The following is a 26,825-nucleotide window of genomic DNA, read 5'->3' on the forward strand; positions in this document are numbered from 1 at the left end:
ATGACGCGCTCAGACGAACAGTGAGAGCGCCGCGGCGCGATCATCGGCCGCGGAGGCGCCGGCGGATCTGGCCCGTCGTGGCCTTGAGTTCCGGAGATCGCAGTACCGCCAACACGACGGCGTAGACGACGACGCTCACCGCGCCGATCATCAGGCAGCCCGCGAACGCCGTGAGCTTCGACGTCGTCATCCACCCGTCGGGTCCGCCTGCTGCGAGGTGGATCGCGTAGCCGGCGACGCCCGCGGGGATCGCAGCGGCGACGAAGCGCAGATAGGCGGTCGCCGTCTGCGCGAAGCCGAGTGAGCCGATGCGCCGACGCAGCAGGACCCACGCGACGATCAGCTGCAGCACGCTGGAGACGGACTGCGACAGCGCGACCGTCCACGTCAGTGAGCCGGATCCGATGAGAGCGGCGGCCACGAGGGATCCGGAGATCGCGATGATCGCCTGGAACACCGTGAAGAAGAAGGGCGTGCGCGTGTCGCCGTAGGCGTAGAACGTGCGCTGGATGATGAAGAGCGCGGCCATCGGCACGAGTGCCGCGACGAACGCGATGAGCACCGGCGCCATCGCGTGTGCCTGCGTCGCGGAGTTCGCGAACACGCGCGCGACCGGCAGCGCCGCCGCGATCATGGTGGCCGCCGCGATGACGATCAGCAGCCCCAGCACGCGCATCGCGCGACCGATGTCTGCGCGCACCTCGTCGTCGCGTCCCGCGTGCGCGTGCTCGCTGAGCTGCGTGAAGTAGGGCGTCCCGATGCTCATCACGATGAGCGAGTAGGGAAGCATGAACACGAGCCACGAGTTGAACCAGATCGTGCTCGAGGCGTCGTCACCCGACGCGGTCGTGATGACCTGCTGCTGCACGGCGGACACGACGAGGCCGACGAGCAGCATCCCGACGCTCCAGCCGGCGAGGTTCCGGATCTCGCCGAACCCGAAGCCGCGCCAGCGGAAGTCGGGGCGCAGCCGCAGGCCGGTGCGGCGCCAGAAGATCGCGAGGGTGACGGTCTGCGAGAGGATGCCGAAGGTCGCGGTGCCGCCGAGCACCGCGACCATTGTGGGATCCCAGCCGGCGATCTCGCCGCGGTCGCCGCCGAACAGCCACATGAAGACGCCGAAGCCCGCGCTCGACACGACGTTGTTCGCGATCGGTGCCCATGCGTACGGGGCGAAGATGCGGCGCGCGTTGAGCGTCTCGCCGATCAGCGCGAACATCCCGTAGAAGAAGACCTGCGGCAGGCACCACAGCGCGAACGCGACGGCGAGATCGCGTTGCTCGCGTGAGTCGAACGACGAGAACAGCGAGACCAGCACCGGGGCGAGAGCGACCGAGACTGCCGTGACGCCGAACAGCACGACGGTGCCGAGCGTGAAGAGCTTCGAGATGAGGCGCTGCCCGCCGTCCTCCGCCTGCGACCACTTGACGATCTGCGGCACGAGCACGGCCGTCAGCACGCCGGTCGAGATCACCTGGAAGACGTAGTTCGGCAGCTGGTTCGCGATCGTGAACGCATCGGCCGCCTGCCCCATCGCGCCGAGTGCGCTGACGAGCACGATGCTGCGCAGCAGGCCGGTGACGCGCGACGCGAGCGTGCCTGCCGCGATCACGGCACTGGATCGCCCGAGGCTCATGCGTCCGTCTCCTGTATGCCATCGTCGGAATGTGCCACGGACTCGCGTCGACGGCGGCGCACCTGTCGGTAGATGCCGAGGCCGAACAGCCCCACCACGACGACGACGAGGATGCCGATGCCGATCCGCTCCCAATCCGCTCTCACGGTGACGTGCAGGTCGCGGGTCGGGCCGATCTTGCCGCCCGACCGGGCCTCGAGCGTGTAGTGCACCGTCACGTCCCCGGAGCCCACCCGGGCCTCGATCGGAATCGTCGTGCGGGTCACGCTGTCGGGCTGCGCGATGACCTCGGTGCGCCGCTCGATCGAGAGCCGCGGGTCGTCCGGGATCGCGACGACCGTGACGATCGCGGTGAACGGAAGATCGTTGCGGATCCACACGGGCATCGGAGCCTCGGCGCTGAGCAGCTGCACCGGCTGCTGATCCTGCAGGTCGATCGCGACGGCGCGATCGTCGTTGAGTGACGCGAAGTCGTCCGCGGTCTGCTGCCAGCCCTCGGTGTTCGACGCCCACGTCACGGCGAGGATCCGGTGGAGCTCGCTGCGGACCTGTCCGGTGAACAGATCGGGATTCTCGAGAGCCGTCGCGATGTGGTCGAGCGCGGGCTCGGTCGCGAGATAGGTCGCCACGGCGTCCACGCGACCGGCGTCCGCGGCGGTCTCGGTCAGCTCCACGGCGCCGCCATCGACGGACAGCACGTCGTCGAGATGGGCGAACTCGGCAACCGCGCCGTCCGTCGTGGCGGCGACCGCGTCGATGAGGCCGCTCGCCGACAGCGGCAGCTGCGTGTCCGCGACGATCGCGCCGTCGTCGTTCGTCGCGAGCTCGTCGGATCCCATGCGGTCCAACGCGAGCAGCAGCGGTTCGTCGCGCTCGGCGGCCGCGGCCCACACGCGCACGGTCGCGGCCGCTAGCGCCCGCTCCCTCGCATCAGGGTCCATCTCGCGCGCGGCATCGAGCAGCGCGTCCGAGAGCGCGTCGTCGTACGCGAGCACCTGTCCGCCGAGGCGCGCGGATCCATCGGTCGTCGACGAGGACGGCACCATGACGCGCGCGGATCCGTCGCCGACCAGCGCCTCCACCGTGTCGGCTCCGGCGGAACCGGGAGCGGGCCAGAAGATCGTGCTGTTCGCGGACGGGCCGATCCGCGTCAGCGAGTGGAGCGAGGGATCGTCGTCCGCGGCGCTGTCGTCGAGGAACGCGCCGAGGTGCGTCTGCGCGAGCGGGGCGTCGAGTCCCGCGGCGATCTGCGGCGTGACGTCGGCGTCGGCGAACTGCAGCGCGAACCGGTCGTTGTCGAGCGAGGTGAGGCGCTCCAGCCAGTCTGTCGCGCTCGCCGGCGCCGCGTCGCCGAGTGCGCGGATGGAGGCGGGGATCGACGGGTCGACCGCGAGAATCGCCGGGGTGCCGTCGACGGCATCGAGCTGCGCCGTGAGCAGGCCGTCCGGGCTGGTGAGGATCGCGAGCGCGTCGGAGGCGTACAGGCCGCGCGTCGTGACGGGACCCGTGATCGGCACGACGAGCGAGACGGATCCGCGCTCGTCGCCCGCGACGACGAGTGCCGCACGGTCCGCCTCGGGCTCCGTTCCGGCGTCGTACGTGGCCTCGACGGGATATACGCCCTGCGGCATATCCGCGAGCGGCAGCGTCGCCGAGACGGACTGCGTGGCGCCCGAGACCACATCAGGGGCATTGATCTCGTCGACCTCCTCGAGTCCCGAAGCGGCACCACCGCTGAGCCACGTGTCGACGGCGTCGGCGCCGATCGGCTCGCCGACGGAGATGCTGATCGTTCCGGCGGCGAAGTCGTCGGCCGTCTCGTTCGCGAGCGAGAAGGTGGCGGTTGTCGTAGACCCGGTGGCGATGCCACGGTCCGCGAGCTCCATCGTGAACGGGCGCTCCGCCGGATCCTGATCGTCGTCGATGCCCGCGACCGTTGCGGGGGCCGGGTCCAGCACCGCGCCCGCGGCCGGCGTCGCGCCCAGCGCAAGCAGCAGGCTGGCGCTGGCGATGGCGCCTATGCGCAGCCGCGTGTGCCTGCGTCGCGGCGAGACGATCGAAGAGTCCATAGGAGAGCGGCCCTGCGTCGGAGGACCGCATGTGATTCTACGGATGAAGACACGGGGAGGCTGGGAGGCGGGCTCCGCATAACGATTGGGATGACCGCGAGCGCGCCGTCGGGATGCTGGGCCGCCGTCGATAGGATCAGAGCATCCCCCTCCCCCTCAAGGAACACTGGAATGCCCGCTGACGCATCCGCCTTCGTCTCCGACGCGGCCACCGAACTGCTGGCAGGGGTCGTGAAGCGGCCCTCACGTCTCGCCGACGGTCGCGAGCTGATCTACTTCGACGACGCCGAGACGACCCTGCCAGCCGAGCGACGCATCGACGCCCGGGAGCTGGACGCGCGCCCGGGGACCGCGACGATGCGGCGGGACGTGCTCACCGGGGAGTGGATCACCGTCGCCGCGAACCGACAGAACCGGGCGATGCTGCCCCCGGCGGAACTGGATCCGCTCGCACCGCAGAGTGAGACGAACCCTTCCGAAGTGCCGGACCAGTACGACGTCGCCGTCTTCGAGAACCGCTCCCCCTCGCTGGGGCCGGCGCTCGCGCGCGCCGCCGGTGACGCTCCCGCCGCAGAGGATGCGCCACGCGATCTCGACGACCTGATCGCGCCGGGTATCGGCCGGACGCGTACCGCCGTCGGCCGCTGCGAGGTCGTGTGCTTCAGCCCCGAGCGCACGGGCAGCTTCGGTACGCAGACCGTGCGCCGCGCCCGCACCGTCATCGAAGCGTGGGCCGATCGCACGATGCACCTCGGCGCCCTGCCCGGCGTGCAGCAGGTCTTCCCGTTCGAGAACCGCGGCGAGCAGATCGGCGTCACGCTGCAGCACCCGCACGGCCAGATCTACGCCTACCCGTACATCACGCCGCGCACGCGCGCGCTGCTGACGCAGATCGATCTCGAGGGTGCCGATCTGTTCGCGCGCATCGTCGATCTCGAGGACGCCGGGCCGCGCGTCGTGCTCTCCGCCGAGCACTGGCTCGCCTACGTGCCGTTCGCGGCGCGCTGGCCCGTCGAAGTGCACCTCGTGCCGCGGCGCCACGCCGCCGACTTCGCCGAGCTCACGAGCGCGGAACGGGACGAGCTGGCCCGTGTCTACCTGCGCCTGCTGCGCGGCGTGGACGCGCTGTACGAGACGCCGACCCCCTACATCGCGGCGTGGCACCAGGCGCCCGTGTCGGTCGGGAGAGAGAGTGTCCGCATGCACCTGCAGCTCACCTCACCCCGCCGAGGAGCCGACAAGCTCAAGTTCCTCGCGGGATCCGAGGCCGCCATGGGTGCGTGGACCGCGGAGATCCCGCCGGAGGTCGGTGCGGAGCGGCTGCGCGCGGCGCTCGCCGCCGTCGGCGAGGTGACGACATGACAGCCCTCTCGCGGGCGACCGAGCTGTTCGGGCGGATGACGGGATATGCTCCGACGCGCGTCTGGTCGGCCCCGGGCCGCGTGAACCTCATCGGCGAGCACACCGACTACAACGAGGGCTTCGTGCTGCCGTTCGCGATCGAGCACCGCACGTACGCGGCGGTGGGCCACCGCGGCGACGGGATCATCCGCGTCGCGTCGACCTTCGACGACAGCCCGGTCGAGGTCGCACTCGTCGAGCTCTCCGCGCTCTTCGGCGGCGCGCCGGGCGAAGCGGTGCGCAGCGGATCCGTACCGGAATGGGCCGCGTATCCGCTCGGCGTCGCGTGGGCCGGGCTCGCTTTCGCCGGTACGCCCCACACCTCCGGCGTCGACATCGCCATCTCGTCGGACGTGCCGATCGGCGCGGGACTGTCGTCCTCGGCCGCCATCGAAGGCGCGGCCGCCGGAGCGTTGAACGACCTCTGGTTGCTCGGACTCGATCCGCTCGACATGGCGAAGATCGGCCGCACCGCCGAGAATCAGGCGGTCGGCGCCCCGACGGGCATCATGGACCAGGTCGCCTCGATCATGGGCGAGAACGACGCGGCGACATTCCTCGACTGCCGTTCGCTCGAGACCCAGGGCGTCGACCTCGGCTTCGCCCGCGAGGGCCTGAGCGTGCTTGTCATCGATACGCACGTCTCGCATTCCCATGCCACCGGCGGCTATCGGGATCGCCGCGACGCGTGCATGCGGGCCGCGGAGACGCTCGACGTCGCCGCCCTGCGTGACGTGACGACGGGCGATCTCGAGCGCGCGAGCGCACAGCTCGATGACGTCACATTCCGGCGCGCGCGGCACGTCGTCACCGAGAACCAGCGCGTGCTCGACGCGGTCGACACGTTGCGCGCCGAAGGTCCGCGTGCGCTCGGCGGCCTGCTCGTCGCGTCGCACGTATCGATGCGCGACGACTTCGAGATCTCCACCCCCGAGCTCGACCTCGCGGTCGAGTCGGCGCTCGCCGCCGGTGCGCTCGGTGCGCGGATGACCGGCGGCGGATTCGGCGGCGCCGCGATCGCGATCGTCGAGTCCGATCGCGTCGGCGAGACCACGGCCGCGATCGCCGCCGCGTTCGCGGATGCCGACTTCACGGATCCGCACCAGTTCACGGTCGTGCCCTCGCACGGCGTGCTGCGCGACGTCTAACTCTGCGTTCTCATCGGGGCCGCGCGAGCAAGGACACTAGAACCGCAGGAAACCGTCGACGAGTAGCGTGCGCACGGCGGGCAGCAGCGACGCGCGGAGGTCGTCGACGTCGACGTCGAGCAGGTGGGCGAGCGCGCCGACGATCTGACCGACCGTGAGTTCGCCCCCGCACGCCCCGACGAGGCCCGCGAGCGCCGGATCCGCCGACAGAGTGCGCGCGAAGCCGCCGCCCTGACGCAGTTCGATCACCGTGGGGTTCTCCTCGCCGGGCAGGTGGTGGCGGGCCTCGGTGACATCGGACGCCGCCACGAGCGCGCAGTCGACGAGCTCGTCGTCGGAGAGGTCCGCCTGCCGGTCGTGCGCCGCGAGCGCGTCGGCGAGGTGGGATCCGAGTGCTCCCGGTGCGGGAATCGCCTGCGGTAGGTGCTCGTACCGCGCGAGCGTCGGATCCGCGTGCGGACGTCGCAGCAGCACGTAGCCGAAGCCGATCTCGGACACGTCGCGCGCGGCGAAATCGTCGAGCCAGGCGGTGAGCAGTCGGTCGTGCTCCGGCGTCCCGGGCGCGGTGCCGCCGTCTCGGATCCACATCTCCGCGTACGCGATCGGTGACAGCCGCTCGCGTTCGACGACCCACGCATCGAGGGGAACATCGGACGCGGCGATCCATGAACGGAAGCGGTCGAGTCCGTCCTCGCCGTCGGTCGTCTCCCAATTGCCGAGGAACTGCGCCACGCCGCCGGGGGCGAGGTGCGCGCCGACGCCCGTGACCACCTGCTCCACGAGCGCATCGCCGACGAGGCCGCCGTCGCGGTACTCGTAGGTGGGCACGCCGGTCGCACGTGGGGTGATGACGAACGGCGGATTCGACACGATGCGGTCGAACGTCTCCCCCGCGACGGGCGCGAACAGGGACCCGTGACGCAGGTCGAGGTCGAGGTCGTCGTTCAGGATCGCGTTCATGCGCGCGAACGCGAGCGCGCGCTCCGAGATGTCGGTCGCGACGACGTGGTCTGCGTATCGCGCGGCGCGGAGCGCCTGGATTCCACATCCCGTCCCGAGATCGAGCACGCGGGTGGCGGGGGTCGGCAGCTGGAGGCCCGCCAGGGTGATGGAGGCGCCACCCACGCCGAGGACGTAGTCGGCGGCGAGCGATCCGCCGCCCGTCGCGAGTTCGTCGAGATCGGCCGCGATCCACCATTCGCCGTCGCCGCTGTCGTCGCCGAACGACTGCGGTCGCACCGTCGCGGTCGGGGTGACGCTCTCACCGTCCGTGACGGCGAGGCCGAGCGTGACGAGCCCGGCGGATCCGGTGTGCGGGAGCGCTCGGTCGACGTTGCGGACAGGTTGTGCGATTCCGAAGACGAGCAGGCGCGCAAGCACCGCCTGCGGGTCGTCCGCGTCGTCGAGCCCGCGGAGGGCGGGCGTGCGCAGCGTGCGGCCGATCGCGTCGTCGGCCTCCTCGCCCCATCGCGCGCGCAGCGGGGCCGAACGGAGGTCTGCCGCGGCCAGATCGCGGGCGAGGAAGCGGCAGAGGTCGGGATCCGGGTTCACCACGTCACCATTCTGCCCGCCCAGGTCCGCGGGCGCCGCGCCGCCTGGTGCCGGCTGCCCCCGTCGCCCGCGTTATCCTGGAGATCATGCTCAACATGGCCGCCGGTCTCGCTGCGCTCGGTGACCTCGCGAGATCTCCCGTGGTCGCGATCCTCGGACGCGCGTTCGCCGAAGCCGGACGCGAACTGGCGGTCGTCGGCGGACCGGTGCGCGACGCTCTCATCGGTCGCCCCACGCACGACCTCGACTTCACGACCGACGCGCACCCCGACGAGATCCTGCGGATCGTGACCCCCGTGTCGTCGACCCAGTGGGACATCGGGCGCGCGTTCGGCACGATCGGCGCGCGCGTCAAGGGCGAGCAGGTCGAGATCACGACGTACCGTGCCGACAGTTACGACGGCGAGACGCGCAAGCCGGTCGTCGCGTTCGGCGACAACCTCGAGGGCGACCTCGTGCGACGTGACTTCACGGTCAATGCGATGGCGCTCAAGGTACCGGAGGTCAAGCTCGTCGACCCGACGGGCGGAGTCGAGGATCTTCTTGCCGGCGCGCTGCGCACGCCCGACGACCCCCGCGTGAGCTTCGGCGACGATCCGCTGCGCATGCTGCGGGCCTGCCGCTTCTCGGCCCAGCTCGGGTTCGAGATCGAACAGGGCACGCGCGACGCGATCGCGGAGCTCACCGACACCCTCGAGATCGTCAGCGCCGAACGGATCCAGTCGGAGTTCGTGCGCACGATGCAGACGGACGACCCCGTGCGCGGCGTCCGGGCGATGGTCGACACCGGCCTCGCTGATGAGTTCCTGCCGGAGCTCTCGGCGATGCGGCTCGAGGTCGACGAGCATCACCATCACAAGGACGTCTATGAGCATTCGCTGACGGTGCTGCAGCAGACGATCGACCTGGAGCGCGAGCGTCGCCCCGACGCGGATGCCGATGTGACACTGCGCATCGCGGCGCTGCTGCACGACATCGGCAAGCCGCGCACCCGCCGGCTCGAGCCGGGTGGCATCGTGAGCTTCCACCACCACGACATCGTCGGATCCCGGATGGCGTCCAAGCGGTTGAAGAAGCTGAAGTTCGACACCGCGACCACGCAGTCAGTCGCGAAGCTGATCGGCCTGCACCTGCGGTTCTTCGGATACTCCGAGGGCGCCTGGACCGACTCCGCCGTTCGGCGCTATGTGCGCGATGCGGGCGACGAGCTCGAGCGCCTCCACATCCTCACGCGCGCGGACGTGACGACGCGCAATCAGCGTAAGGCGCGGCGGCTGAAGGCCGCGTACGACGACATCGAGGATCGCATCGCGCAGCTGCGCGAGCAGGAGGAGGTCGACGCGATCCGCCCCGATCTCGACGGCAACGAGATCCAGCGGATCCTCGGCATCTCCCCCGGTCCCGCGGTCGGCAAGGCCTACCGTTTCCTCCTCGAGCTGCGGCTGGACGAGGGGCCGATGAGCCCCGAGGACGCCGAGGAACGTCTGCGCGCGTGGTGGGCGGAGCAGCCGTGACGGCGTGTTTCTGGATAACCCCCGAATTCTCGGCGATTGGGTGACCCATCCGGGGTCGCACCGGTAGCGTCTCCTAACGTGCCAGAGATCACCCACCGCCCCATGACGGTTCTGCTCGGGTGTGACACGTTCGCCCCGGACATCAACGGTGCCGCGCGGTTCGCCGAACGCCTCGCTGCCGGTCTTGTGCGCCGCGGACACGCTGTGCACGTCGCGGCACCGAACGACCGGTGGCGACGTGTGCAGCCGCGCGCCGAGCGCATCGAGGGCGAGGACCTCGCCATGCACCGGCTGCCGTCGGTGCGACTGTGGGGTCACGACTGGCTGCGCTTCGTGTGGCCGTGGCGTTCGCGCCACTACGCGCGCCAGGTGCTCGACCGCGTGAAGCCGGATGTCGTGCATATCCAGTCACACATCGTCATCGGCCGCGGCCTCGCGCGCGAGGCGCGCCGCCGGGGGATCCCCGTGATCGCGACGAACCACACGATGGCCGAGAACATCCTCGACTTCACCCGTCTGCCCGCGTGGGGCAACCGCCTCTTCGTGAAGGCGGCATGGGCCGACGCCACGCGGACGTTCGACATGACCGCGGCCGTGACGACGCCGACGCGCAAGGCGGCCGACTTCCTCGAGCGCACGATCGACGTCTCGGGCGTGATTCCGATCAGCTGCGGCATCGATATGGCGCAGTACACGGCTGAGTTGGCGCCGCGAACCGAGAAGCGCATCGTCTTCGTGGGGCGCCTGACGAGCGAAAAGCGCGTGGATGAGGTGCTCCGCGCTGCCGCGCGCATCGATGGCGCGACCGTGGAGCTCATCGGAGACGGCGATCAGCGAGTGGCGCTGGAGAAGCTCGCCGAGGAGCTCGGGATCCGCGACCGCGTCGTGTTCCACGGGCACGTGACCGACGAGGAGCTGCGGACCGCCCTGACGCGCGCGTCGGTCTTCGCGATCGCGTCGATCGCGGAGTTGCAGTCCATCGCCACGATGGAGGCGATGGCCTCCGGTCTCCCCGTCGTGGCAGCAGACGCCGTGGCGCTTCCCCACCTCGTCGAGGACGGCGTGAACGGCCATCTGTTCGAGCCGGGTAACGTCGACGCGCTCACCGCGCGCCTGCGCGACGTGCTCGATGCCTCTCCCGAGAGTTACGAGCAGATGCAGCGGGCGTCGCTCCGGCTCGTGGCGGTCCACGACATCACCCGCACGCTCGACACGTTCGAGGCGCTGTACCGGGGCGATACGCTTCCTGCATGACTCGAGGGCTGCACGTCGTGATGTTCGGCGACCAGCACGTCGAGACGTCCGGCGGCGCGCAGGTCGCGATGCGTCTGCAGCGCAAGTTCCTCGAGCGCGCCGGGCACACCGTCACGATCGTGGGTCCGCGCCGCCACGGCCGGAATCTGTCGAACATGCATGATGAGGCATACGTTGATTTGCCGTCCGTTCCGGTGCCGTCCGATCCCGAGTATTCCGCGCTCTGGCCCGGCGCTCGGGCTGATCGGCGCGTCGATGCCGCGCTCGCGCGCCGCTTGCGGCGGGACGGTATCCGACTGCCCGACGTGGTGCACGTCCAGGCCGACTACTGGGGCGCGGTCCTGGGTCACCGCTTCGCGGTGCGGTCTCGTCTCCCCGTGGTCCACACGATGCACAACCGCGTCGATGTGGGGATCGAAGCGACAGCGCCGCTGCCGGGTCTCGTGCTCGCCGCCCTCAACGTGTGGCGACGCCGCGCGCTGCCGGGCTCGGGCCGCGGATCGGACGGCTGGGCGTACCTGCGCGGCATCGCGGCCGGTGCGGCGGCCGTCACCGCGCCCTCGGCGCACTTCGCGCGCCGCCTCGAGCGTCACGGCGTCTTCGATGACGTCGACGTGATCTGGAATGGCATCGACGACGACGTGCTGGCCGATCTCGCCGCGCCCGCCCCGTCGGGCGGGCTGATCTGGGTCGGGCGGATGAGCGCCGAGAAGCGTCTGCTCCCGTTCCTGCAAGCATATGCCGCGAGCCGCATAAGACTCCCCGTGGAGATCGTGGGCGCGGGCTTTCAGCGGGAGGACGCCGAACGTTTCGTCGCGGCCCGCGCCCTGGGCGACCGCGTGCGGTTTCTCGGCCGACTGCCGTATCGCGAGACGCTCGAGCGGATCGCGGCGGCGACGGCGCTCGTGCAGACGTCGATCGGATTCGAGACGCAGGGGATGACGCCCTTCGAGGCGGCGCAGCTCGGCACCCCGTCGGTCGTCTCGGATCCCGACGTCGCGCGCGAGATGCGCGGCGGCGTGTGGCGCGTGCACCCCGCTCCCACGCACACGGGGCGGATCCAGGCCCTCGCGGCGACGCTGCGCGCCGTCGAGCGCGACGCGCAGTCTGGATCCCTGCCGGAACCGTCGCAGCGCGTGCGGCGCGAGTTCGTCCAGTCCTCGCGCACCGAGGCGATGATCGCCGTCTACGAGCGGGTGCTGCGCGGCTGACGCGCGTCGGGTCAGATCACCACGAGGGAGAACAGCGTGGTGGTGACCGTGCCGAAGATGTGTGCCGCAGAGATGCCGACGGCGACGCCCGAGACGGCGGGCCGGGATCCGCGCAGGGCGAGGATCCCGAGGATGAGCGCGACCAGCGAGACGATCGCCGAGACCACGTTCGTCGCGCTCGCGATGAACGCCCACAGCCGGATGGTCTCGAAGGACGCGTCGTACATCGTGAACTGGACGACGGACATGCTCGTGCTGATCGCGACCGCCACGATCGCGATGACGAGCGCCGTGATCGCGAGCCCCGATCGACCGGATCCGCGCGGCGTGGGGCTGGCGTACCCGTAGGGCGCGGGTGTGGCTGGAGACGTCATCTTCACACCCTATGCGTCATCGAATCGGTGCTAAACTTGAGTCGACCCCACTCAAGTTCGCACCGTAGGAGGCATTCGTGGCGGAGAACGAGGAGCAGACCAGCGCCCTCGAGCAGTTCGGCATCAACCTCACCGAGCGCGCTCGAAACGGCAAGCTCGACCCGGTGATCGGGCGAGACGCCGAGATCCGACGCGTGAGTCAGGTACTCACCCGTCGCACGAAGAACAACCCCGTGCTCATTGGCGAGCCCGGCGTCGGCAAGACCGCCGTGGCGGAGGGCCTGGCGCAGCGCATCGTCGCCGGCGACGTGGCGGAGTCGCTCAAGGGTCGTGAACTCATCACGCTCGACATCTCCGCACTCGTGGCCGGTGCGATGTACCGCGGCCAGTTCGAAGAGCGGCTGAAGAAGGTGCTGCAGGAGATCACCGAGTCTGAGGGGCGCGTGATCACCTTCATCGACGAGCTGCACGTCCTCATGGGTGCGGGCGGCGGCGAGGGATCCGTCGCGGCCGCGAACATGCTCAAGCCGATGCTCGCGCGCGGGGAGCTGCGCATGATCGGCGCCACGACCCTAAACGAGTATCGCGAGTTCATCGAGAAGGACGCGGCGCTTGAACGTCGTTTCCAGCAGGTGTACGTGGGCGAGCCGACGGTCGAGGACACGATCGCGATCTTGCGCGGCTTGAAGCAGCGGTACGAGGCGCACCACAAGGTGGCGATCAGCGATGGCGCGATTGTCGCGGCGGCGTCGCTCTCGCATCGGTACATCCCGAGCCGGCAGTTGCCCGACAAGGCGATCGATCTCATTGACGAGGCCGCGAGCCGACTGCGTATGGAGATCGACTCCGCGCCTCTCGAGATCGATCAGCTGCGCCGCCATGTCGACCGTCTGAAGCTCGAGGAGCTCGCGCTCAAGAAGGAGAAGGATGAGGCGTCGAAGGAGCGCCTCGCCGCGCTGCGCGAGAACATCCAGGCGCAGCAGGCCGAGCTCGACGAATTGCAGGCGCGGTGGGAGAAGGAGCGTTCTTCCCTCAACCGCGTCGGCGACCTGAAGACGCGCCTCGACGATGCGCGCGTCGACGCGGAGCGTGCACAGCGTGAGGGCAACCTCGAGCGCGCCTCTCGCCTGCTCTACGGCGAGATCCCGGACCTCGAGCGTCAGCTCGTCGAGGCCGAGAAGGCCGAGCAGTCGGACGACCGGATGGTCGGCGACCAGGTCACCGACGAAGACATCGCGGGCGTCATCGCCGCGTGGACGGGGATCCCGGTTGGCCGTCTGATGCAGGGTGAGAGCGAGAAGCTGCTGCACCTGGAGGCCGAGCTGGGGCGTCGCCTCGTCGGCCAGCGCGACGCGGTCGTCGCCGTGTCGGACGCCGTGCGCCGCTCGCGTGCCGGGCTGAGCGACCCGAACCGGCCCACCGGATCCTTCCTGTTCCTCGGGCCGACAGGCGTCGGCAAGACCGAGCTCGCGAAGGCCCTCGCGGAGTTCCTGTTCGACGATGAGCACGCGATGGTGCGCATCGACATGTCGGAGTACGGCGAGAAGCACTCGGTCTCGCGCCTCGTCGGCGCCCCTCCGGGCTACGTCGGCTACGACCAGGGCGGCCAGCTCACCGAGGCGGTGCGCCGCCGGCCCTACAGCGTCGTGCTGATGGACGAGGTCGAGAAGGCGCACCCCGAGGTCTTCGACGTCCTTCTGCAGGTGATGGACGACGGCCGGCTCACGGACGGCCAGGGCCGGACGGTCGACTTCAAGAACGTGCTCCTCATCCTGACGAGCAACATCGGATCCCCGGTGCTCGTCGACCCCACGATCGCGCCCGACGTGAAGAAGGCGCGAGTAACAGATCTCGTGAACGCCTCGTTCAAGCCGGAGTTCATCAACCGCCTCGACGACATCGTGATCTTCGACGCGCTCGGCCAGGACGACCTCGCACAGATCGTGGAGCTGCAGGTCGACCTGCTGCAGCAGCGCCTCGCGGATCGCCGCCTGACGCTGGCCGTCACTCCGGACGCGCGAGCGTGGCTCGCGGATCGCGGGTACGACCCCTCGTTCGGCGCGCGGCCGCTGCGCCGCCTCATCCAGAAGGAGATCCAGGATCTGCTGGCCCGCGGGATCCTCGCCGGCACGATTCACGACGGAGACACCGTGAAGGTGGATGTCGCCGCCGACGGCTCGGCGCTCGCCCTCACGGGCGCCTGAGCCGCGCGGCGTCAGATCGCGGTGTAGCCGCCGTCGATGCCGAGCACCTGCCCGGTGACGTACGCGGAGGCCTCGGATCCGAGGAACAGCGCGAGACCGTGCAGGTCGGCGGGGTCACCCATTCGGCCGAGGGGGATACGAGAGGTCCAGTCCCGCGCGAGCTCGGGATTCTCATCGGTGAACTGGCGCGTCATGTCGGAGAGGAAGTACCCGGGAGCGATCGCGTTCACCCGGATCCCGGAGTCTGCCCACTCGACCGCCAGCGACTTCGCGAGATGCGACACGGCCGCCTTCGAGGTGTTGTAGGCCGACTGTCGCTGCGGGACGTTGACGATCGACCCCGACATCGAGGAGATGAACACGGCGCTCCCGCTCGCTCCCGTGGAGAGGAGGCCGCGGGCGAAGGCCTGCGCGGCGAAGAACGTGCCGTCGACGTTCACCGCCATCACGCGGCGCCACTCGTCGGGCGAGACCTCGAGCGCGTCTTTCAACTGCGTGATGCCCGCGGCGGTCACGAGAATCCGCGGCACGCCCAGGCGCTCACGCACGAGCGCGAACGCACTCTCGAGGTCGGCGGGGTCGGTGACGTCCGCGTCGACGCCGATCGCGTCGACGCCATGCTCGTCTCCGAGCGCGCGCGCCACCTCGCTGGCGCCCTCCTGGACGTCGAGCAGCGCGACCGACGCACCCTGCGCCGCGAAGGCCGACGCGATCGAGTGCCCGAGCCCGCGCCCGCCACCCGTCACGACGACCGGGCCGAGTGTCTGATCCATCTGATCTCCTCTCGTCGCGGCGCTTCCGCGCCGCACGATTCGCTCCCTGGCTGACTGTGGTCGATCGACCTCACACCGCGGTGTAGCCGCCGTCGACGACGAGCACCGATCCGGTCACGAAGGACGCCGCGTCGCTGGCCAGGAAGACGACGCTCGGCGCGATCTCCTCGGGCATCGCGAACCGCTGCTGCGGGGCATCGTCGATCCAGTATTTGCGGAACTCAGGGCGATCGACCGGGGCCATCTCGGTCTTGACGTAGCCGGGTGCCACGGCGTTGACGCGGATACCGTACGGGGCCCACTCGACCGCGAGCGATTTCGTCAGCTGGTGGACGGCGGCTTTGGAGGCGTTGTACGCCGGTTGCATCTGCGGGCGGTTCACGATGAGCCCGGACATGCTGCCGATGTTCACGATCGCGCCGCTGCCGTTTTCGCGCATGTGCGCGCCGAACGCCACCGTCGCCTTCCACAGCGCGCGGACGTTGAGATTCCACACGTCGTCCCACTCCTGGTCCGTGACCGCGAACGCCTCGTTGTGGTAGCAGGTGCCGGCGTTGTTGACGAGGGCGTCGACGCGCCCGCCGAGCCCCTCCACCGCCTCGCTCGTCATGCGCTCGACCTGAGCGTCGTCGGTGATGTCGGCCGTGATCGTGACGAACGTGTGGCCAGCCTCCGCGGCCTCTGCTGCCACGGACGCATTGCGTTCGGCACTCCGGCCGACGATCGCGACGCGCGCTCCCGCCTCGGCGAGGCCGAACGCGAACGCCTTGCCGAGTCCCTGATTGCCGCCGGTGACGACAGCGGACCGGCCCTCCAGGCTGAAGACCGAGGTCATGGCGTGTCCTTCGTGGAGGTGGGGTAGACGATGGATTTCAGGCCGGTGGGATCTTGGTCGCTATCGAGTGCCTCGGCCACGTGATCGAGATCGAACTTTCCGGTCACGAGCGCGTCGAGATCCACCTGTCCCGTGGTGACGAGGTGGATGCCCGCGGGCCACGTGTCGGTGTATCGGAAGACACCGGTCACCGAGATCTCGAGGTTCTGGATGTGCTCGACAGGAAGCGGCATCTCAGCGTTCCCGAGCCCGACCAGCACGGCGTGCCCGGCGGGTCGCACCGCCTTGATGCCGTCGAACACGGCCCGCGGCGCGCCGCTGGCGTCGATGAACGCGTCGACGTCGAAGCCCGCCGTAGCGACGTCGACCTCACGCGGATCGAGCGACTGCGTGGCGCCGAACTCCAGTGCGCGCTCACGACGTTCGGCGACGAGGTCTGTCACGATCACCTCGGCAGCGCCGAAGGCGCGCGCCGTCTGCGCGCAGATCACGCCGATCGGGCCCGCCCCGGCGATGAGGACGCGCGACCCCGGCACGACGTGCGCCTTGCGCATCGTCGTGATCGCGACCGACAGCGGCTCGAGAAGTGCCGCGGCCTCGTCCGACATCGAGTCGGGGACAGCGTGGGCGAACTCAGAATCGATCACGACGTACTCCGCGAACGCGCCGTCGATCGGTGGGGTCGCGTAGAACTCCATGCGCGGACACAGGTTGTATCGACCGGCGAGGCACTCGCGGCAGCGGCGGCACGGCTTCTGTGGCTCAACCGCGACGCGCTCGCCGACTCGGGCGGCGTCGACGTTCTCCCCCACGGCGGCGATGCGCCCCGACAGCTCGTGGCCGAGGACGAGCGGCTCGTCGAGGACGAAGTCTCCGATGCGGCCGTGCCGGTAATAGTGCACGTCCGAACCGCAGATGCCGACGGCGGCGACGCGCACGAGCACCTCGCCTGGTCCTGGCTGGGGGACCGCACGCTCTTCGACGGTGAGTTCGTTCTCGCGGAGCAGCACGCTGGCGCGCATGGTCGTGGCAGGCGACGGGGTGGTCATGGCGAAATCCTCTCGGTGGATACGGCGGTAAATCCGGGCTCGCGAGGCGCGTCGGCGCCCCGTGAGCCCGGACGAGGCGGACTATTCGCCCTGGCCCGTCAGGCCCTCGAACGCGATGTCACCGGACTCGAGGTTGCTGTTGATGAGGTCAGACAGCCCGTCGAGGAACGTCTCGCGGTCGGTGACCACGTGCTCCATCGCCTCGGGGACGTTCTCCTGCGTGATCTCGGGCATCAGATAGACGGGGTTGAGATCGACGTCCTCGCCACGCACGATCTTGGCGGCGACGGCGACACCGGTCGCCAGCTGCACGGTGCCGTTCTGCAATGAGGTGCCGATGAAGTCGCCGCTCTCGACGGCGCGCAGTCCGTCCTCGATGCCGTCGATGCCGACGATCGGCACATCGCCCATGTTCGCCTCGCGCAGTGCCTGCAGCGCGCCGAGGCCCATGTCGTCGTTCTGCGAGATCACGCCGTCGATGTCGTCGCCGAAGGCCGAGATCCAGTTCTTCATCTTGTTGACGGCCTCATCGCGGCTCCAGTTCGCGGTGTCCTTCGCGAGCACCTCGACGTCGGGGTGCTCCTCGAGCACCTGGTCGATCCCGGCACCGCGGTTGATCTCTCCGGAGCCGCCCAGTGGGCCCTGGAGGATGACCACGTTGCCCTCTCCCCCGAGCTCCTCCATCATCATCTCGGCCTCTTGCGCGCCCGCGGCGACATCGTCGGGCTGCACCGAGCCCGCGACCTCGTCGTTGTTGAGCGTCGCGTTGACATCGAGCAGCGGGATGTCGGCCGCGGCGGCCGCGCTCACCTGCGGCTCCAGCGTCTCCGCCTGCACCGGCACGACGATGATCGCGTCGACAGCGGCGTTGATGTACTGGTCGACCTGGTCGGCCTGGGCGCTGACGTCCATGCCGGCGGAGTTCCACAGGATCTCGATGTCGTTGTCCGCGGCGTAGCGGTCGATCCCCTCCTTGCCCTCCGTGATGAAGGACGACATGTCGTACACGCTCACGCCGATGGTGATGGTGTCGTCGTCGCCCGCGTTCGGATCCCCGGCGCCGCAGGCGACGAGGGCCATGGCGGCGACGGCGGCGGTGCTCGCGCCCGCGACGCCGCGGGCTTTCGAACTGAGTGTCATGAGATTCCTCCGTAGCAATCTATGCAGGGGTGTGCGACGGTCGTCGCGTGTCGGAAATGGTGTCTGGTGGGATCATGTGCGCCTCTTCGTCGCCCACACGTCGACGGAGACTGCCGCGACGATGAGCACACCCTTGATCACGTCCTGCCAGTAGGCGGGGACCGTCAGGATGTCGAGACCGTTGTTGAGGGTCTGAATCAGGAGCAGGCCGAGCGCCGTGCCCCAGACTGTGCCGCGCCCGCCGAGCAGACTCGCGCCGCCGATGACGACGGCCGCGATGGCGTCGAGCTCGTACCCGACGCCCAATGAGGGCGAGCCCGTGATGACGCGCGAGGCGAGCATCACGCCCGACAGTCCGGCGAGCGCGCCGCTGATGGCGTAGACGCTGAAGAGGACGCGGCCGGTCTTCACGCCGGCGATGCGGGCGGCCAGCTCGTTGCCGCCGACCGCGTAGATGCGCATCCCGAACGCGGTGCGACGCATGATGATGCCGAGTCCGAGGATCCCGACGATCATGAGAATGACCGGGATGGTGAGGCCGAAGAATTCGGTGTTGGCGAGATTGCCGAACCCCGACGGGAGCCCGTTGATCGGTGCGCCGCTGCCGACGACATACGCCAGACCGGAGGCGAGCGTCAGCATTCCCAGCGTCGCGATGAATGGGGGCACTTTCATCACCGAGACGACGAAGCCGTTGACGCTTCCGGCGGCGGCTCCCACCACCACCGCGGCGATCAGCGCGAGCCAGATCTGCTCGGGATTGGTCTTCGCCACGAGCGCACCCACCATGGAGCTGAGTGCGATCACGCTGCCCACCGACAGATCGATACCGCCGGTGAGGATGACGAGTGTCTGGCCCAGGGCGATCAGGGCGAACGGCGCAGCGGCGACGAGAATCGTGACGACGTTGTCGACCGTTCCGAAGCGGGCGCTGCGGTAGGCGAAGAACGCGATCACGAGGAGAAGTACGATGACCATCGCATAGCGGATCGCAAGACTCTGAAACCACGCAGTGCTGAATCGACGGCGGCTCGTGTCCACAACTGTTTCGGTGCTCATCGCTCCGTGTCCTTCCCGAGGTCCTGGGCGGTGGGTATGGGGTTCCCGCTGGTGGTGAGGCCGCTTGACAGCCGGAAGATGCGATCCTGCACGTCGTCGGCGTGCAGCTCCTCGCGGGGGAGTTCGCCGACGATCTCGCCGCCGCGCATCACGAGCGCGCGGTGCGAGAGGCTCAGGATCTCGGGCATATCGCTGGACGCCATCAGCACCGCCATGCCGCGCTGTGCGAGGTCGACGATGATGCGGTAGATCTCGCTGCGGGCGCCGACATCGACGCCGCGCGTGGGCTCGTCGAGCAGGAGGACGTCGACGTCGCCGACGAGCCAGCGCGCGAAGACGACCTTCTGCTGATTCCCTCCGGAGAGGGTCTCCATCTGCTGCCCCAGGCCGCGGCTCTTCAGCCGGACGGAGCCCGTCGCGGTGCTCACGGCTTCTCGGCGCGCGCGCTGGCGCAGCCACCCGGCGATCGTGAACGATGACAGCCGAGGCAGGCTGCCGTTGTCGAGGATGTCCATGGTGAGCACCCCGCCCGTGCCCTTGCGGTCTTCTGGCACGAGCGCGACGTTCGCGGCGATGGATGCGGCCGGCTGATTGCGGATGATCGACTTCCCGGCCACGCGGATCTCTCCGCGATGAGTGCGGCGATTGCCGAAGATCCCCTCGATGAGTTCGGTGCGACCGGCGCCCACGAGTCCGGCGAGACCGACGATCTCGCCCCGGCGGACGGTGAGGTCGATCGGTTCCGGAGCGCCGTCGACCTCGAGGCCGCGCACGTCGAGGACGACCTCGTCGCTGCGCGGCGGGAGGTCGGGGAACAGATCCTCGAGCTCGCGGCCGATCATGGCCGTGACGATCTCGTCATCGCTGATGTCGCCCATGGCCGAGTCGGCGACGAGCCGGCCGTCGCGCATCACGACGACCTGATCGGCCAACTCGCGCATCTCCTCCATCTTGTGCGTCGTGAACAGCAGAGCGACGCCGGAGTCCCGCAGGGTCCGCATCACGTGGACGAGCCGCGAGACCTCGCGCGCGGCAATGGCGCTGGTGGGCTCGTCGAGCAGGATCGCGTGGGCGCCGGTGTTCGTCGCCTTGATGATCTCGATGATCTGTCGGACGCCGACCGGGAGCGTCGCCATGACGGTGGTCGGGTCGAGATCGAGCCCGAACTCTGCGAGATTCTCCCGCGAGCGAGCGATCATGTCGCGCCGTCGCAGGCCGAGCGGTCCGCGGAGCTCACGCCCGATGAAGATGTTCTCGTAGACGGTCATCTCCGGCAGCGAGGCGAGCTCCTGCGGCACGATCGCGACGCCGGCGCGCGTCGCCGCCTGGGGGTTTCCCGTCGGCAGCTCTGCGCCGCGCACGAGGACCTCCCCCTCGTCACCGCGGAGCTGGCCGGACGCGATCTTCATCAGTGTGGACTTGCCCGCGCCGTTCTCCCCGGCCAGGGCGGTGATGCTTCCGGGGCGGAGGCTCAGGGAGACGCCGCGCAGCACAGGAATGCCGCCGAAGGCCTTGTGGACGTTGCGTGCCTCGAGCGCGACCGGGTGGTCGCCTGCACGAGCCGAGACCGCCGTGGTCTGCGGATCCGTCATGCCGAAGTCCTTTCTGCGACAGTCGCGTCATCGCACCGTGCGGAGATTCGCACCGCCGTCGAAGACTGTACCGCATGACGCCCATATGCGCAGAGGGGCCGCTCATATGAGCACACAGGAAGACCGTGTTCGGTGCGAGGGTAGAGTCTGCACGAAGGTCGCGGGACCGCGCGAGAAGCGAGAAGGGAAGCCATGGGACCCGATGAGCTGATTCGCGTCGCGTACGTCGCGCAGCGCCATTACCGCGACGGGCACAGCCGCATCGAGATCGCGGCGGAACTCGGTTTGTCTCGCTTCAAGGTGGCGCGCATGCTCGACAAGGCCCGCGACCTGGGCATCGTGCGAATCGAGATCGCCGCTCCCGACACAATCGATCCGGAACTGTCGATCGGGCTGCAGAATCGGTTCGGGCTGACGCACGCGGTGGCGGTGACGACCGCCGGCGAGGCGCCGAAGACGATCCAGCAGGCGCTGGGCAAGGCGGCGGCGGGCCTGCTTCGCGAGATCGTCACGGAGGAAGACCTGCTCGGGTTCACCGCGGGTCGCACCCTCGGCGCCGCAGTCAATCACCTTGAGGAGCTGCCGTCCTGCGACGTCGTCGCGCTCGGCGGCGTCGCCGGCCCTGTCCGGGAGCACGGTGTGGAGATCATCCGCCGCGTCGCACGGGCGAGCGGCGGGGAGAGCTACCCGATCTTCGCACCGATGCTCGTCCAGGATGAGCAGACCGCCCACGCCCTGCGAAACGACCGCATCATCGTGGACGCGTATGCGAAGTTCGATGCGATCTCGAAGGGCGTCGTCGCGATCGGCAGTTGGGATCCGGCCGACTCCCAGCTCTACGACGCCGCGGCCGAGCAGGGCGTCGCCGACGATCTCGTCGCCGCTGGCGTGGTGGGCGAGGTGTGCGCGACGCTGTTCGATCGCGACGGCCACATCATCGACGCAATCGATCATCGCTCGATATCGATCACGGCCGACCAGTTGCGCGCGGTCCCGGAGGTGATCGCCGTCGCGGGCGGACCGACGAAGACGGACGCGGTGCGCGCGGCTCTGCGCACCGGCCTCATCGATTCGCTGGTGACGGACGCCGCGCTGGCGGAGCGGCTTCTCGCCACCCCCTGAATTGCTCCACACAGGCCTCCGACGAGCCCACTGCGTGCCGCAATGAGCTCGCCGGAGGGGGGTGGTCAGGCGCGGAGCGCGTCCTTCCACTTCACGCGCGCGCCCATCCGCAGCAGCGAGTTCTCGTAGATCTTCGCGGCGATGGCGATCACTCCGAGGAAGGTCGCGAGCGAGATGACGATCGACAGGATCGGCTCCCACCACTGCGCCTCGCCGAAGAACAGGCGGATCGGCATCGAGACGGGCGACGAGAACGGCACGTACGACATGATCGTCATCACGAGCGGGTTGTCGTTGAAGAAGATCACGAGGAAGTACGGCGCCATCACGATGTACATCACGGGCGTGATCGTCTGGCTGATGTCCTCCTGGCGCGAGACGAGGGCGCCCGTCGCGGCGAACAGCGTCGCGATCAGCAGAAACCCGATCGCGAAGAACAGCGCGAACCAGAGCAGTGGAGCGCCGAGCCCCGCGAGGACCTCGATCTGATCGGTCGCGATGAGGGCGACCGCGACGGCGGCGACGATCACGACGATCTGTGCGAGTGCGAGCAGCGTATTGCCGAGCACCTTCCCCGCAAGCAGGGCGCGCGCCGGGATCGCTGTGATGAGGATCTCGATCACGCGCGTCTGCTTCTCCTCCACGACACTCGTCGCCACCGGCGCGCCAAAGGACATGGCCGCCATCATGAAGACGATGCCGAAGGCGATCGACAGAATGAACCGCATGGGGGTCAGTCCCCCGTCGGGATCGAGCAACTCGATCTCGGGGGACTGCGAGAGCGCCTGTATGAGCTCCGACGGCGCGTCGGTGAGCGCGATGATGGTCAGGCCGGTTGCGGAGTTGCTGTCAGGCACGACCGCGGCATCGACCTCGTCGTTCACGACGAGGTCGCGCGCGGCGTCGGCGGACGCCGTACGGGTCACGTCGACGCCGTCGACCGACGAGATCTGACCAGCGGCGGGTTCCGGTGCGGCAACCGTCGTCGTCGACTGATGCCCGGCGACGATGTTCATGATGATGATGCCGGCGACGATGCCCAGTACGAGGATCACCGTCGAGATGATGAAGGCCTTGCTGCGCACGCGCGTGACGACCTCCCGCTCGCCGACGAGGTACGCGGCGCGGGACGTGGAGAGGGACGTGGGGTTCATCGGACGACCTCCTTGAAGATCTGCGCGAGCGACGGGTGCTGTGGAGCGAAGCTAGTGACGGATCCTTCGGCGACGGAACGACGCAGCACTCGCTGAGCGGTCTCGGCGCCGTCGACGTCGAAGACCGCTCGTCCGGTGTCGAACTCGATCACCGCAACACCGGGTTCCTCGCGCAGCCAGCCGGCGTCTCCGCTCGAGACGAGCTCGTACCGGTTGGACGAGTGCTCGGCGCGGATGCCTTCCCGATCGCCAGCGGCGCGGACGCTGCCCGCCGCGATGATGACGAGGTCGTCGCAGAGACGCTCGACCACGTCGAGCTGGTGCGATGAGAAGAGCACGGCCGCGCCCTGACGCGCGCGTTCGTGCAGCACGGCGACCACGGTCTCAACGGCCATCGGATCCAGCCCGCTGAACGGCTCATCGAGGATCAGCACGTCTGCGTCGTGGACGAGAGCGGCCGCGATCTGCGCGCGCTGCTGGTTGCCGAGCGAGAGCGCCTCGATCGGATCCGAGAGCCGCTCACCCAAGCCGAGTTCCTCGAGGATCCCCCGTGCCTTCTTCTCGGCCGCCGGCTTGTCGAACCCGTGGAGCCGGGCGAGATAGGTGATCTGCTCGAGCACCTTCATCTTCGGGTAGAGGCCGCGCTCTTCGGGCATGTAGCCGAAGGTGCGGCGCTGCGTCGAGGTGAGCGGCGCGCCATCGAGCGTCACCTCTCCCCCGTCGCGCTCGAGTAGCCCGAGAATGATGCGCATCGCCGTGGTCTTGCCAGCGCCGTTCCCGCCGACGAAGCCGGTGAGCCTGCCGCGCTCGACGTTGAACGACACGTTGTCGAGCGCCGTTCTGTCGCCGTAGTGTTTCGTGATTTCCGAGACGGTGAGCATCGCGGATCCCTTCTGCTTGGGTACGACTTGACGTTACGGCCGCGGTCGGAGCGCGCACATCCGCCGCGCGACGGATTCCTCCCCTCCCCTTCGCGGTGGAACATGAAGAAACATTTGAATTCAGTGGAATAGAGTCGGCCCGGACGCGGTTGTCGCCTCCGTACGTTTTCCCATTCCTCACATGAAGGAGACCCCGTGACGAAGATCGGCATCCTGGTCGGATCCATCGGTACGACCTCGATCAACAAGACGCTCGCTGGCGCGCTGAAGAACCTGTTCCCCGAGGGCGTCGAGGTGGTCGACGTCCCGATCAAGCAGCTGCCCTTCTTCTCAACGGACCTCGAGACGGACTTCCCGCCGATCGCGCGGGAGTACAAGGACCTCATCGAGTCGCTCGACGGCGTCATCATCGTGACGCCGGAGTACAACCGTTCGATCCCCGGCGTGCTGAAGAACGCGATCGAGTGGGCGAGTCGTCCGTACGGCGAGTTCTCCTTCGGCGGCACGCCCGTCGCCGTGATCGGCGCCTCCCCCGGTGGCATCGCGACCGCCGCCGCGCAGCAGCACCTCAAGGCCGTGCTGAGCCACGTCAACGCCATCGTGATGGGCCAGCCCGAGGGGTTCATCCAGGTCACCCCGGGTCTGATCGACGAGCAGGGTCAGGTCACGAACGAGGACACCAAGGTGTTCCTCGAGGCCTACCTCGGCGCGTTCCTGGGCCTCGTCGGCCGCGTTCAGAAGGCCTACGCCTGACCGTCCCCTGACGCGACCGCGCCTCGGACCCTCGAGGTCCGGGGCGCGGGGCGTTTCGGGCGCCTCCGTCGTGCGACGGAGGCGCTGCGCGCTCCGGACGCCTACCGTGTAACCCATGACGACGCAAACGACGGATGCGCGCGAGCGTACGATCTCGCGGAACGCCGCCGGCCCCGCCGCGGACGCGTTCACGAGGGATCCGGCCACGGCCACGCAGCTCCGCAACGACATCTGGATCGGTCTCACGATGTTCCTCGGGGCGATCGTGAGCGTCGTGCTGGGGTTCTTCTCCCAGGTGATGGGGCCGGGTGGTCTCGACGTGAAGTGGGGCATCCTCTACGCCGCTGCCTTGACGCTGCCGTTCGTCGTTCGTCGGCGCTACCCCATCATGGTGGCGCTCGCCACGAACGCGGCGTACGTCGTCGGCATGGAGGCCGGCGCGACGGAGCTCTACGTCGGTCAGGTCGCGCTCTTCCTCTCGATGTACACCGTCGGCGCCTGGGTGGACGACCGACGACGCGCGAACATCGTGCGGGCGGTCATCATCGGCGTCATGGTCGTCTGGCTGCTGACAGCCACGTTCCGCACCGCCACGATGCCCGCCCCGGAGAGCGTCGAGAACGCCGTCGGCGCGATGTCTCCTGTTGTCGCGCTCATGATGACCCAGTGGCTCATCAACGCGGTGTTCTTCGGCGCGGCTTTCGTCATGGGAAACAACGCCTACGAGGCGGCGCTCGGGCGTCGAGCACTGCGCGAGCGCACGGCCGAGCTGGAGGAGCAGCAGGAGATCGCCTCAGCCCAGGCCGTCGCGCTGGATCGGGTGCGGATCGCCCGCGAGCTCCACGACGTGGTGGCTCACCACGTCTCGGCCATGGGTGTACAGGCAGGCGCCGCGCGCACCGTCATCGATCAGAATCCCGAGGCGGCGAAGACGGCGCTCGCGGCGGTCGAGGACTCGTCGCGGCAGGTGATCCGAGAACTCCACCATCTACTCGATACGCTGCGCCACGACGACGACCAGGAGCACGAGGCCCCCTCGACGATCGGGCTGGACGATCTGGATCCCCTCGTGCGCTCGGCGAGCGCCGCTGGCACGCCCACGTCGATGCGGATCATCGGCGAGCCCATCGAGGTGCCGGAGTTCGTGCAGGTGAACCTGTACCGGATCGCCCAGGAGGCGCTCACAAACGCGCGCCGACACGCGGGGCCGGGCGTCTCGGCGGACCTGCGATTGCGATATACCGAGAACGCGGTCGAGCTCGAGGTGACGAATACCGGTCGCGTGGTGCTCGGATCCCGGACGGGACTCGGCACTCTCGGCATGCGCGAACGCGCGACCGCGATGGGCGCGCACCTCGAGGCGGGACCGCGCGACCAGGGCGGCTACCTCGTCCGCGTCCGCGTGCCGTGTGGTGGATGATGGAACGGTGAGCGCGCCCAGCATCCTTCTCGCCGACGACCACGCCACAATGCGTGCCGGCTTCCGCATGATCCTCGAGGCGTCAGGGATCGAGGTTGTGGGGGAGGCCGCCACCGGCGTCGAGGCGGTCGAGCGTGCCGCCCACCTGGCGCCCGACGTCGTGTTCATGGACGTGCAGATGCCCGACATGGACGGGATCGAGGCGACCCGCAGGATCCTCGAGGCCGGCAGTCGCGCGAGCGTCGTGATCGTCACGACATTCGACCGCGACGACTACCTGTTCGCTGCGCTCGACGCCGGTGCGAGCGGATTCCTCTTGAAGAACGCTGGTCCGGAGGAACTCGTCCAGGCCGCGCGGATCGCGGCATCCGGCGACGCTCTGCTCGCGCCCGAAGTGACGCGACGCGTCATCAAGCGATACGGTGCCGCCGAGCATATGCCGGTCACGGCATCTGGCGAGTTTTCCGCTGAGCTCACCGAACGCGAGGCCGACGTGCTGCGGCTGCTCGCCACGGCGATGAGCAACGCCGAGATCGCTCGAGAGCTCTACATCGGCGAGGCGACGGTGAAGACGCACGTGTCGAACATCCTGCAGAAGACCGGATCGCGTGACCGCGTCGCCGCCGTGGTCTGGGCGTACCGCAACGCCATGGCGTAGGCGCCGCCTCCGCCCGCGAGCGCGCGG

At 69.1% G+C, this 26,825-nt stretch carries 22 protein-coding genes; 10 read left to right on the top strand and 12 right to left on the bottom strand.

Annotation, left to right across the window (positions count from 1 at the left end; translation table 11 throughout):
* Positions 1–40 precede the first annotated feature (40 nt).
* Together murJ and IEW87_RS02505 are read right to left on the bottom strand one after the other, a co-directional pair.
* The gene (gene murJ / locus IEW87_RS02500; RefSeq protein ID WP_188710730.1) at positions 41–1,636 is read right to left on the bottom strand and encodes a murein biosynthesis integral membrane protein MurJ; all 1,596 of its coding nucleotides are present in this window, start codon (positions 1,634–1,636) and stop codon (positions 41–43) included.
* A complete protein-coding gene (locus IEW87_RS02505; RefSeq protein ID WP_188710731.1) occupies positions 1,633–3,705 on the bottom strand; it encodes a DUF6049 family protein in 2,073 nt (690 codons plus the stop codon). Before IEW87_RS02505 ends, murJ begins: the two co-directional genes overlap by 4 nt.
* Positions 3,706–3,876: 171 nt before the next feature.
* Here IEW87_RS02505 and galT point away from each other — a divergent pair, with 171 nt between their 5' ends.
* Positions 3,877–5,067 (top strand): galactose-1-phosphate uridylyltransferase, encoded by a 1,191-nt coding sequence (gene galT, locus IEW87_RS02510; RefSeq protein ID WP_188710732.1) that lies wholly within the window; start codon positions 3,877–3,879, stop codon positions 5,065–5,067.
* Positions 5,064–6,254, top strand: a complete 1,191-nt coding sequence (galK, locus tag IEW87_RS02515; RefSeq protein ID WP_188710733.1) for a galactokinase — start codon at positions 5,064–5,066, stop codon at positions 6,252–6,254. The genes galT and galK overlap by 4 nt, the downstream gene beginning before the upstream one ends.
* A 36-nt stretch (positions 6,255–6,290) precedes the next feature.
* Here galK and IEW87_RS02520 read toward each other — a convergent pair whose 3' ends face one another.
* The gene (locus IEW87_RS02520) at positions 6,291–7,808 is read right to left on the bottom strand and encodes a DUF7059 domain-containing protein (protein WP_188710734.1); all 1,518 of its coding nucleotides are present in this window, start codon (positions 7,806–7,808) and stop codon (positions 6,291–6,293) included.
* 83 nt (positions 7,809–7,891) lie between these two features.
* Between IEW87_RS02520 and IEW87_RS02525 the strand changes: the two genes are divergently transcribed.
* From IEW87_RS02525 to IEW87_RS02535, 3 genes are all read left to right on the top strand, one after another.
* Positions 7,892–9,319 carry a CCA tRNA nucleotidyltransferase gene (locus IEW87_RS02525; RefSeq protein ID WP_188710735.1) on the top strand — a complete coding sequence of 476 codons (1,428 nt, stop codon included), beginning with the start codon at positions 7,892–7,894 and terminating at the stop codon, positions 9,317–9,319.
* Between the two features lie 102 nt (positions 9,320–9,421).
* The gene (locus IEW87_RS02530; protein ID WP_188712622.1) at positions 9,422–10,573 is read left to right on the top strand and encodes a glycosyltransferase; all 1,152 of its coding nucleotides are present in this window, start codon (positions 9,422–9,424) and stop codon (positions 10,571–10,573) included.
* Positions 10,570–11,784 carry a glycosyltransferase gene (locus IEW87_RS02535; protein ID WP_229730862.1) on the top strand — a complete coding sequence of 405 codons (1,215 nt, stop codon included), beginning with the start codon at positions 10,570–10,572 and terminating at the stop codon, positions 11,782–11,784. The genes IEW87_RS02530 and IEW87_RS02535 overlap by 4 nt, the downstream gene beginning before the upstream one ends.
* An 11-nt stretch (positions 11,785–11,795) precedes the next feature.
* Here the strand turns inward: IEW87_RS02535 and IEW87_RS02540 are convergent, their stop codons facing one another.
* Positions 11,796–12,158, bottom strand: coding sequence for a hypothetical protein (locus IEW87_RS02540; RefSeq protein ID WP_188710736.1), 363 nt, complete (start codon positions 12,156–12,158; stop codon positions 11,796–11,798).
* 77 nt (positions 12,159–12,235) lie between these two features.
* Here IEW87_RS02540 and IEW87_RS02545 point away from each other — a divergent pair, with 77 nt between their 5' ends.
* Complete coding sequence (locus IEW87_RS02545; RefSeq protein WP_188710737.1) at positions 12,236–14,362, top strand: ATP-dependent Clp protease ATP-binding subunit; 2,127 nt, start codon at positions 12,236–12,238, stop codon at positions 14,360–14,362.
* Positions 14,363–14,373: 11 nt separating this feature from the next.
* Here the strand turns inward: IEW87_RS02545 and IEW87_RS02550 are convergent, their stop codons facing one another.
* From IEW87_RS02550 to IEW87_RS02575, 6 genes are all read right to left on the bottom strand, one after another.
* Positions 14,374–15,135, bottom strand: coding sequence for an SDR family oxidoreductase (locus IEW87_RS02550; protein ID WP_188710738.1), 762 nt, complete (start codon positions 15,133–15,135; stop codon positions 14,374–14,376).
* 70 nt (positions 15,136–15,205) lie between these two features.
* Entirely contained in the window at positions 15,206–15,970 is a 765-nt protein-coding gene (locus IEW87_RS02555; protein WP_188710739.1) for an SDR family NAD(P)-dependent oxidoreductase, read from the bottom strand.
* The gene (locus tag IEW87_RS02560; RefSeq protein ID WP_188710740.1) at positions 15,967–17,019 is read right to left on the bottom strand and encodes an NAD(P)-dependent alcohol dehydrogenase; all 1,053 of its coding nucleotides are present in this window, start codon (positions 17,017–17,019) and stop codon (positions 15,967–15,969) included. The genes IEW87_RS02555 and IEW87_RS02560 overlap by 4 nt, the downstream gene beginning before the upstream one ends.
* 81 nt (positions 17,020–17,100) lie before the next feature.
* Positions 17,101–18,159, bottom strand: a complete 1,059-nt coding sequence (locus IEW87_RS02565; protein ID WP_188710741.1) for a substrate-binding domain-containing protein — start codon at positions 18,157–18,159, stop codon at positions 17,101–17,103.
* 72 nt (positions 18,160–18,231) lie between these two features.
* The gene (locus IEW87_RS02570) at positions 18,232–19,218 is read right to left on the bottom strand and encodes an ABC transporter permease (RefSeq protein ID WP_188710742.1); all 987 of its coding nucleotides are present in this window, start codon (positions 19,216–19,218) and stop codon (positions 18,232–18,234) included.
* Positions 19,215–20,810, bottom strand: coding sequence for a sugar ABC transporter ATP-binding protein (locus tag IEW87_RS02575; protein ID WP_188710743.1), 1,596 nt, complete (start codon positions 20,808–20,810; stop codon positions 19,215–19,217). The genes IEW87_RS02570 and IEW87_RS02575 overlap by 4 nt, the downstream gene beginning before the upstream one ends.
* Positions 20,811–21,002: 192 nt before the next feature.
* On the opposite strand from IEW87_RS02575, the gene IEW87_RS02580 reads away from it, so the two are divergent.
* Positions 21,003–21,932 carry a sugar-binding transcriptional regulator gene (locus IEW87_RS02580; protein ID WP_188710744.1) on the top strand — a complete coding sequence of 310 codons (930 nt, stop codon included), beginning with the start codon at positions 21,003–21,005 and terminating at the stop codon, positions 21,930–21,932.
* A 65-nt stretch (positions 21,933–21,997) separates the two neighbouring features.
* Here IEW87_RS02580 and IEW87_RS02585 read toward each other — a convergent pair whose 3' ends face one another.
* Together IEW87_RS02585 and IEW87_RS02590 are read right to left on the bottom strand one after the other, a co-directional pair.
* Entirely contained in the window at positions 21,998–23,086 is a 1,089-nt protein-coding gene (locus IEW87_RS02585) for an ABC transporter permease (RefSeq protein WP_188710745.1), read from the bottom strand.
* Positions 23,083–23,967 carry an ABC transporter ATP-binding protein gene (locus tag IEW87_RS02590; RefSeq protein ID WP_188710746.1) on the bottom strand — a complete coding sequence of 295 codons (885 nt, stop codon included), beginning with the start codon at positions 23,965–23,967 and terminating at the stop codon, positions 23,083–23,085. The genes IEW87_RS02585 and IEW87_RS02590 overlap by 4 nt, the downstream gene beginning before the upstream one ends.
* A 195-nt stretch (positions 23,968–24,162) precedes the next feature.
* Between IEW87_RS02590 and IEW87_RS02595 the strand changes: the two genes are divergently transcribed.
* The 3 genes from IEW87_RS02595 (at position 24,163) to IEW87_RS02605 (ending at position 26,798) form a co-directional block, all read left to right on the top strand.
* Complete coding sequence (locus IEW87_RS02595) at positions 24,163–24,720, top strand: NADPH-dependent FMN reductase (protein WP_188710747.1); 558 nt, start codon at positions 24,163–24,165, stop codon at positions 24,718–24,720.
* A gap of 115 nt (positions 24,721–24,835) precedes the next feature.
* A complete protein-coding gene (locus tag IEW87_RS02600) occupies positions 24,836–26,140 on the top strand; it encodes a sensor histidine kinase (RefSeq protein ID WP_188710748.1) in 1,305 nt (434 codons plus the stop codon).
* Positions 26,141–26,147: 7 nt separating this feature from the next.
* On the top strand, positions 26,148–26,798 hold the full coding sequence (locus IEW87_RS02605) for a response regulator (RefSeq protein ID WP_188710749.1): 651 nt from the start codon (positions 26,148–26,150) through the stop codon (positions 26,796–26,798).
* The last annotated feature ends 27 nt before the right edge of the window (positions 26,799–26,825 follow it).

Origin of the sequence: Microbacterium faecale, from assembly GCF_014640975.1 — a bacterium.
GTDB classification, from domain to species: Bacteria; Actinomycetota; Actinomycetes; order Actinomycetales; family Microbacteriaceae; genus Microbacterium; species Microbacterium faecale.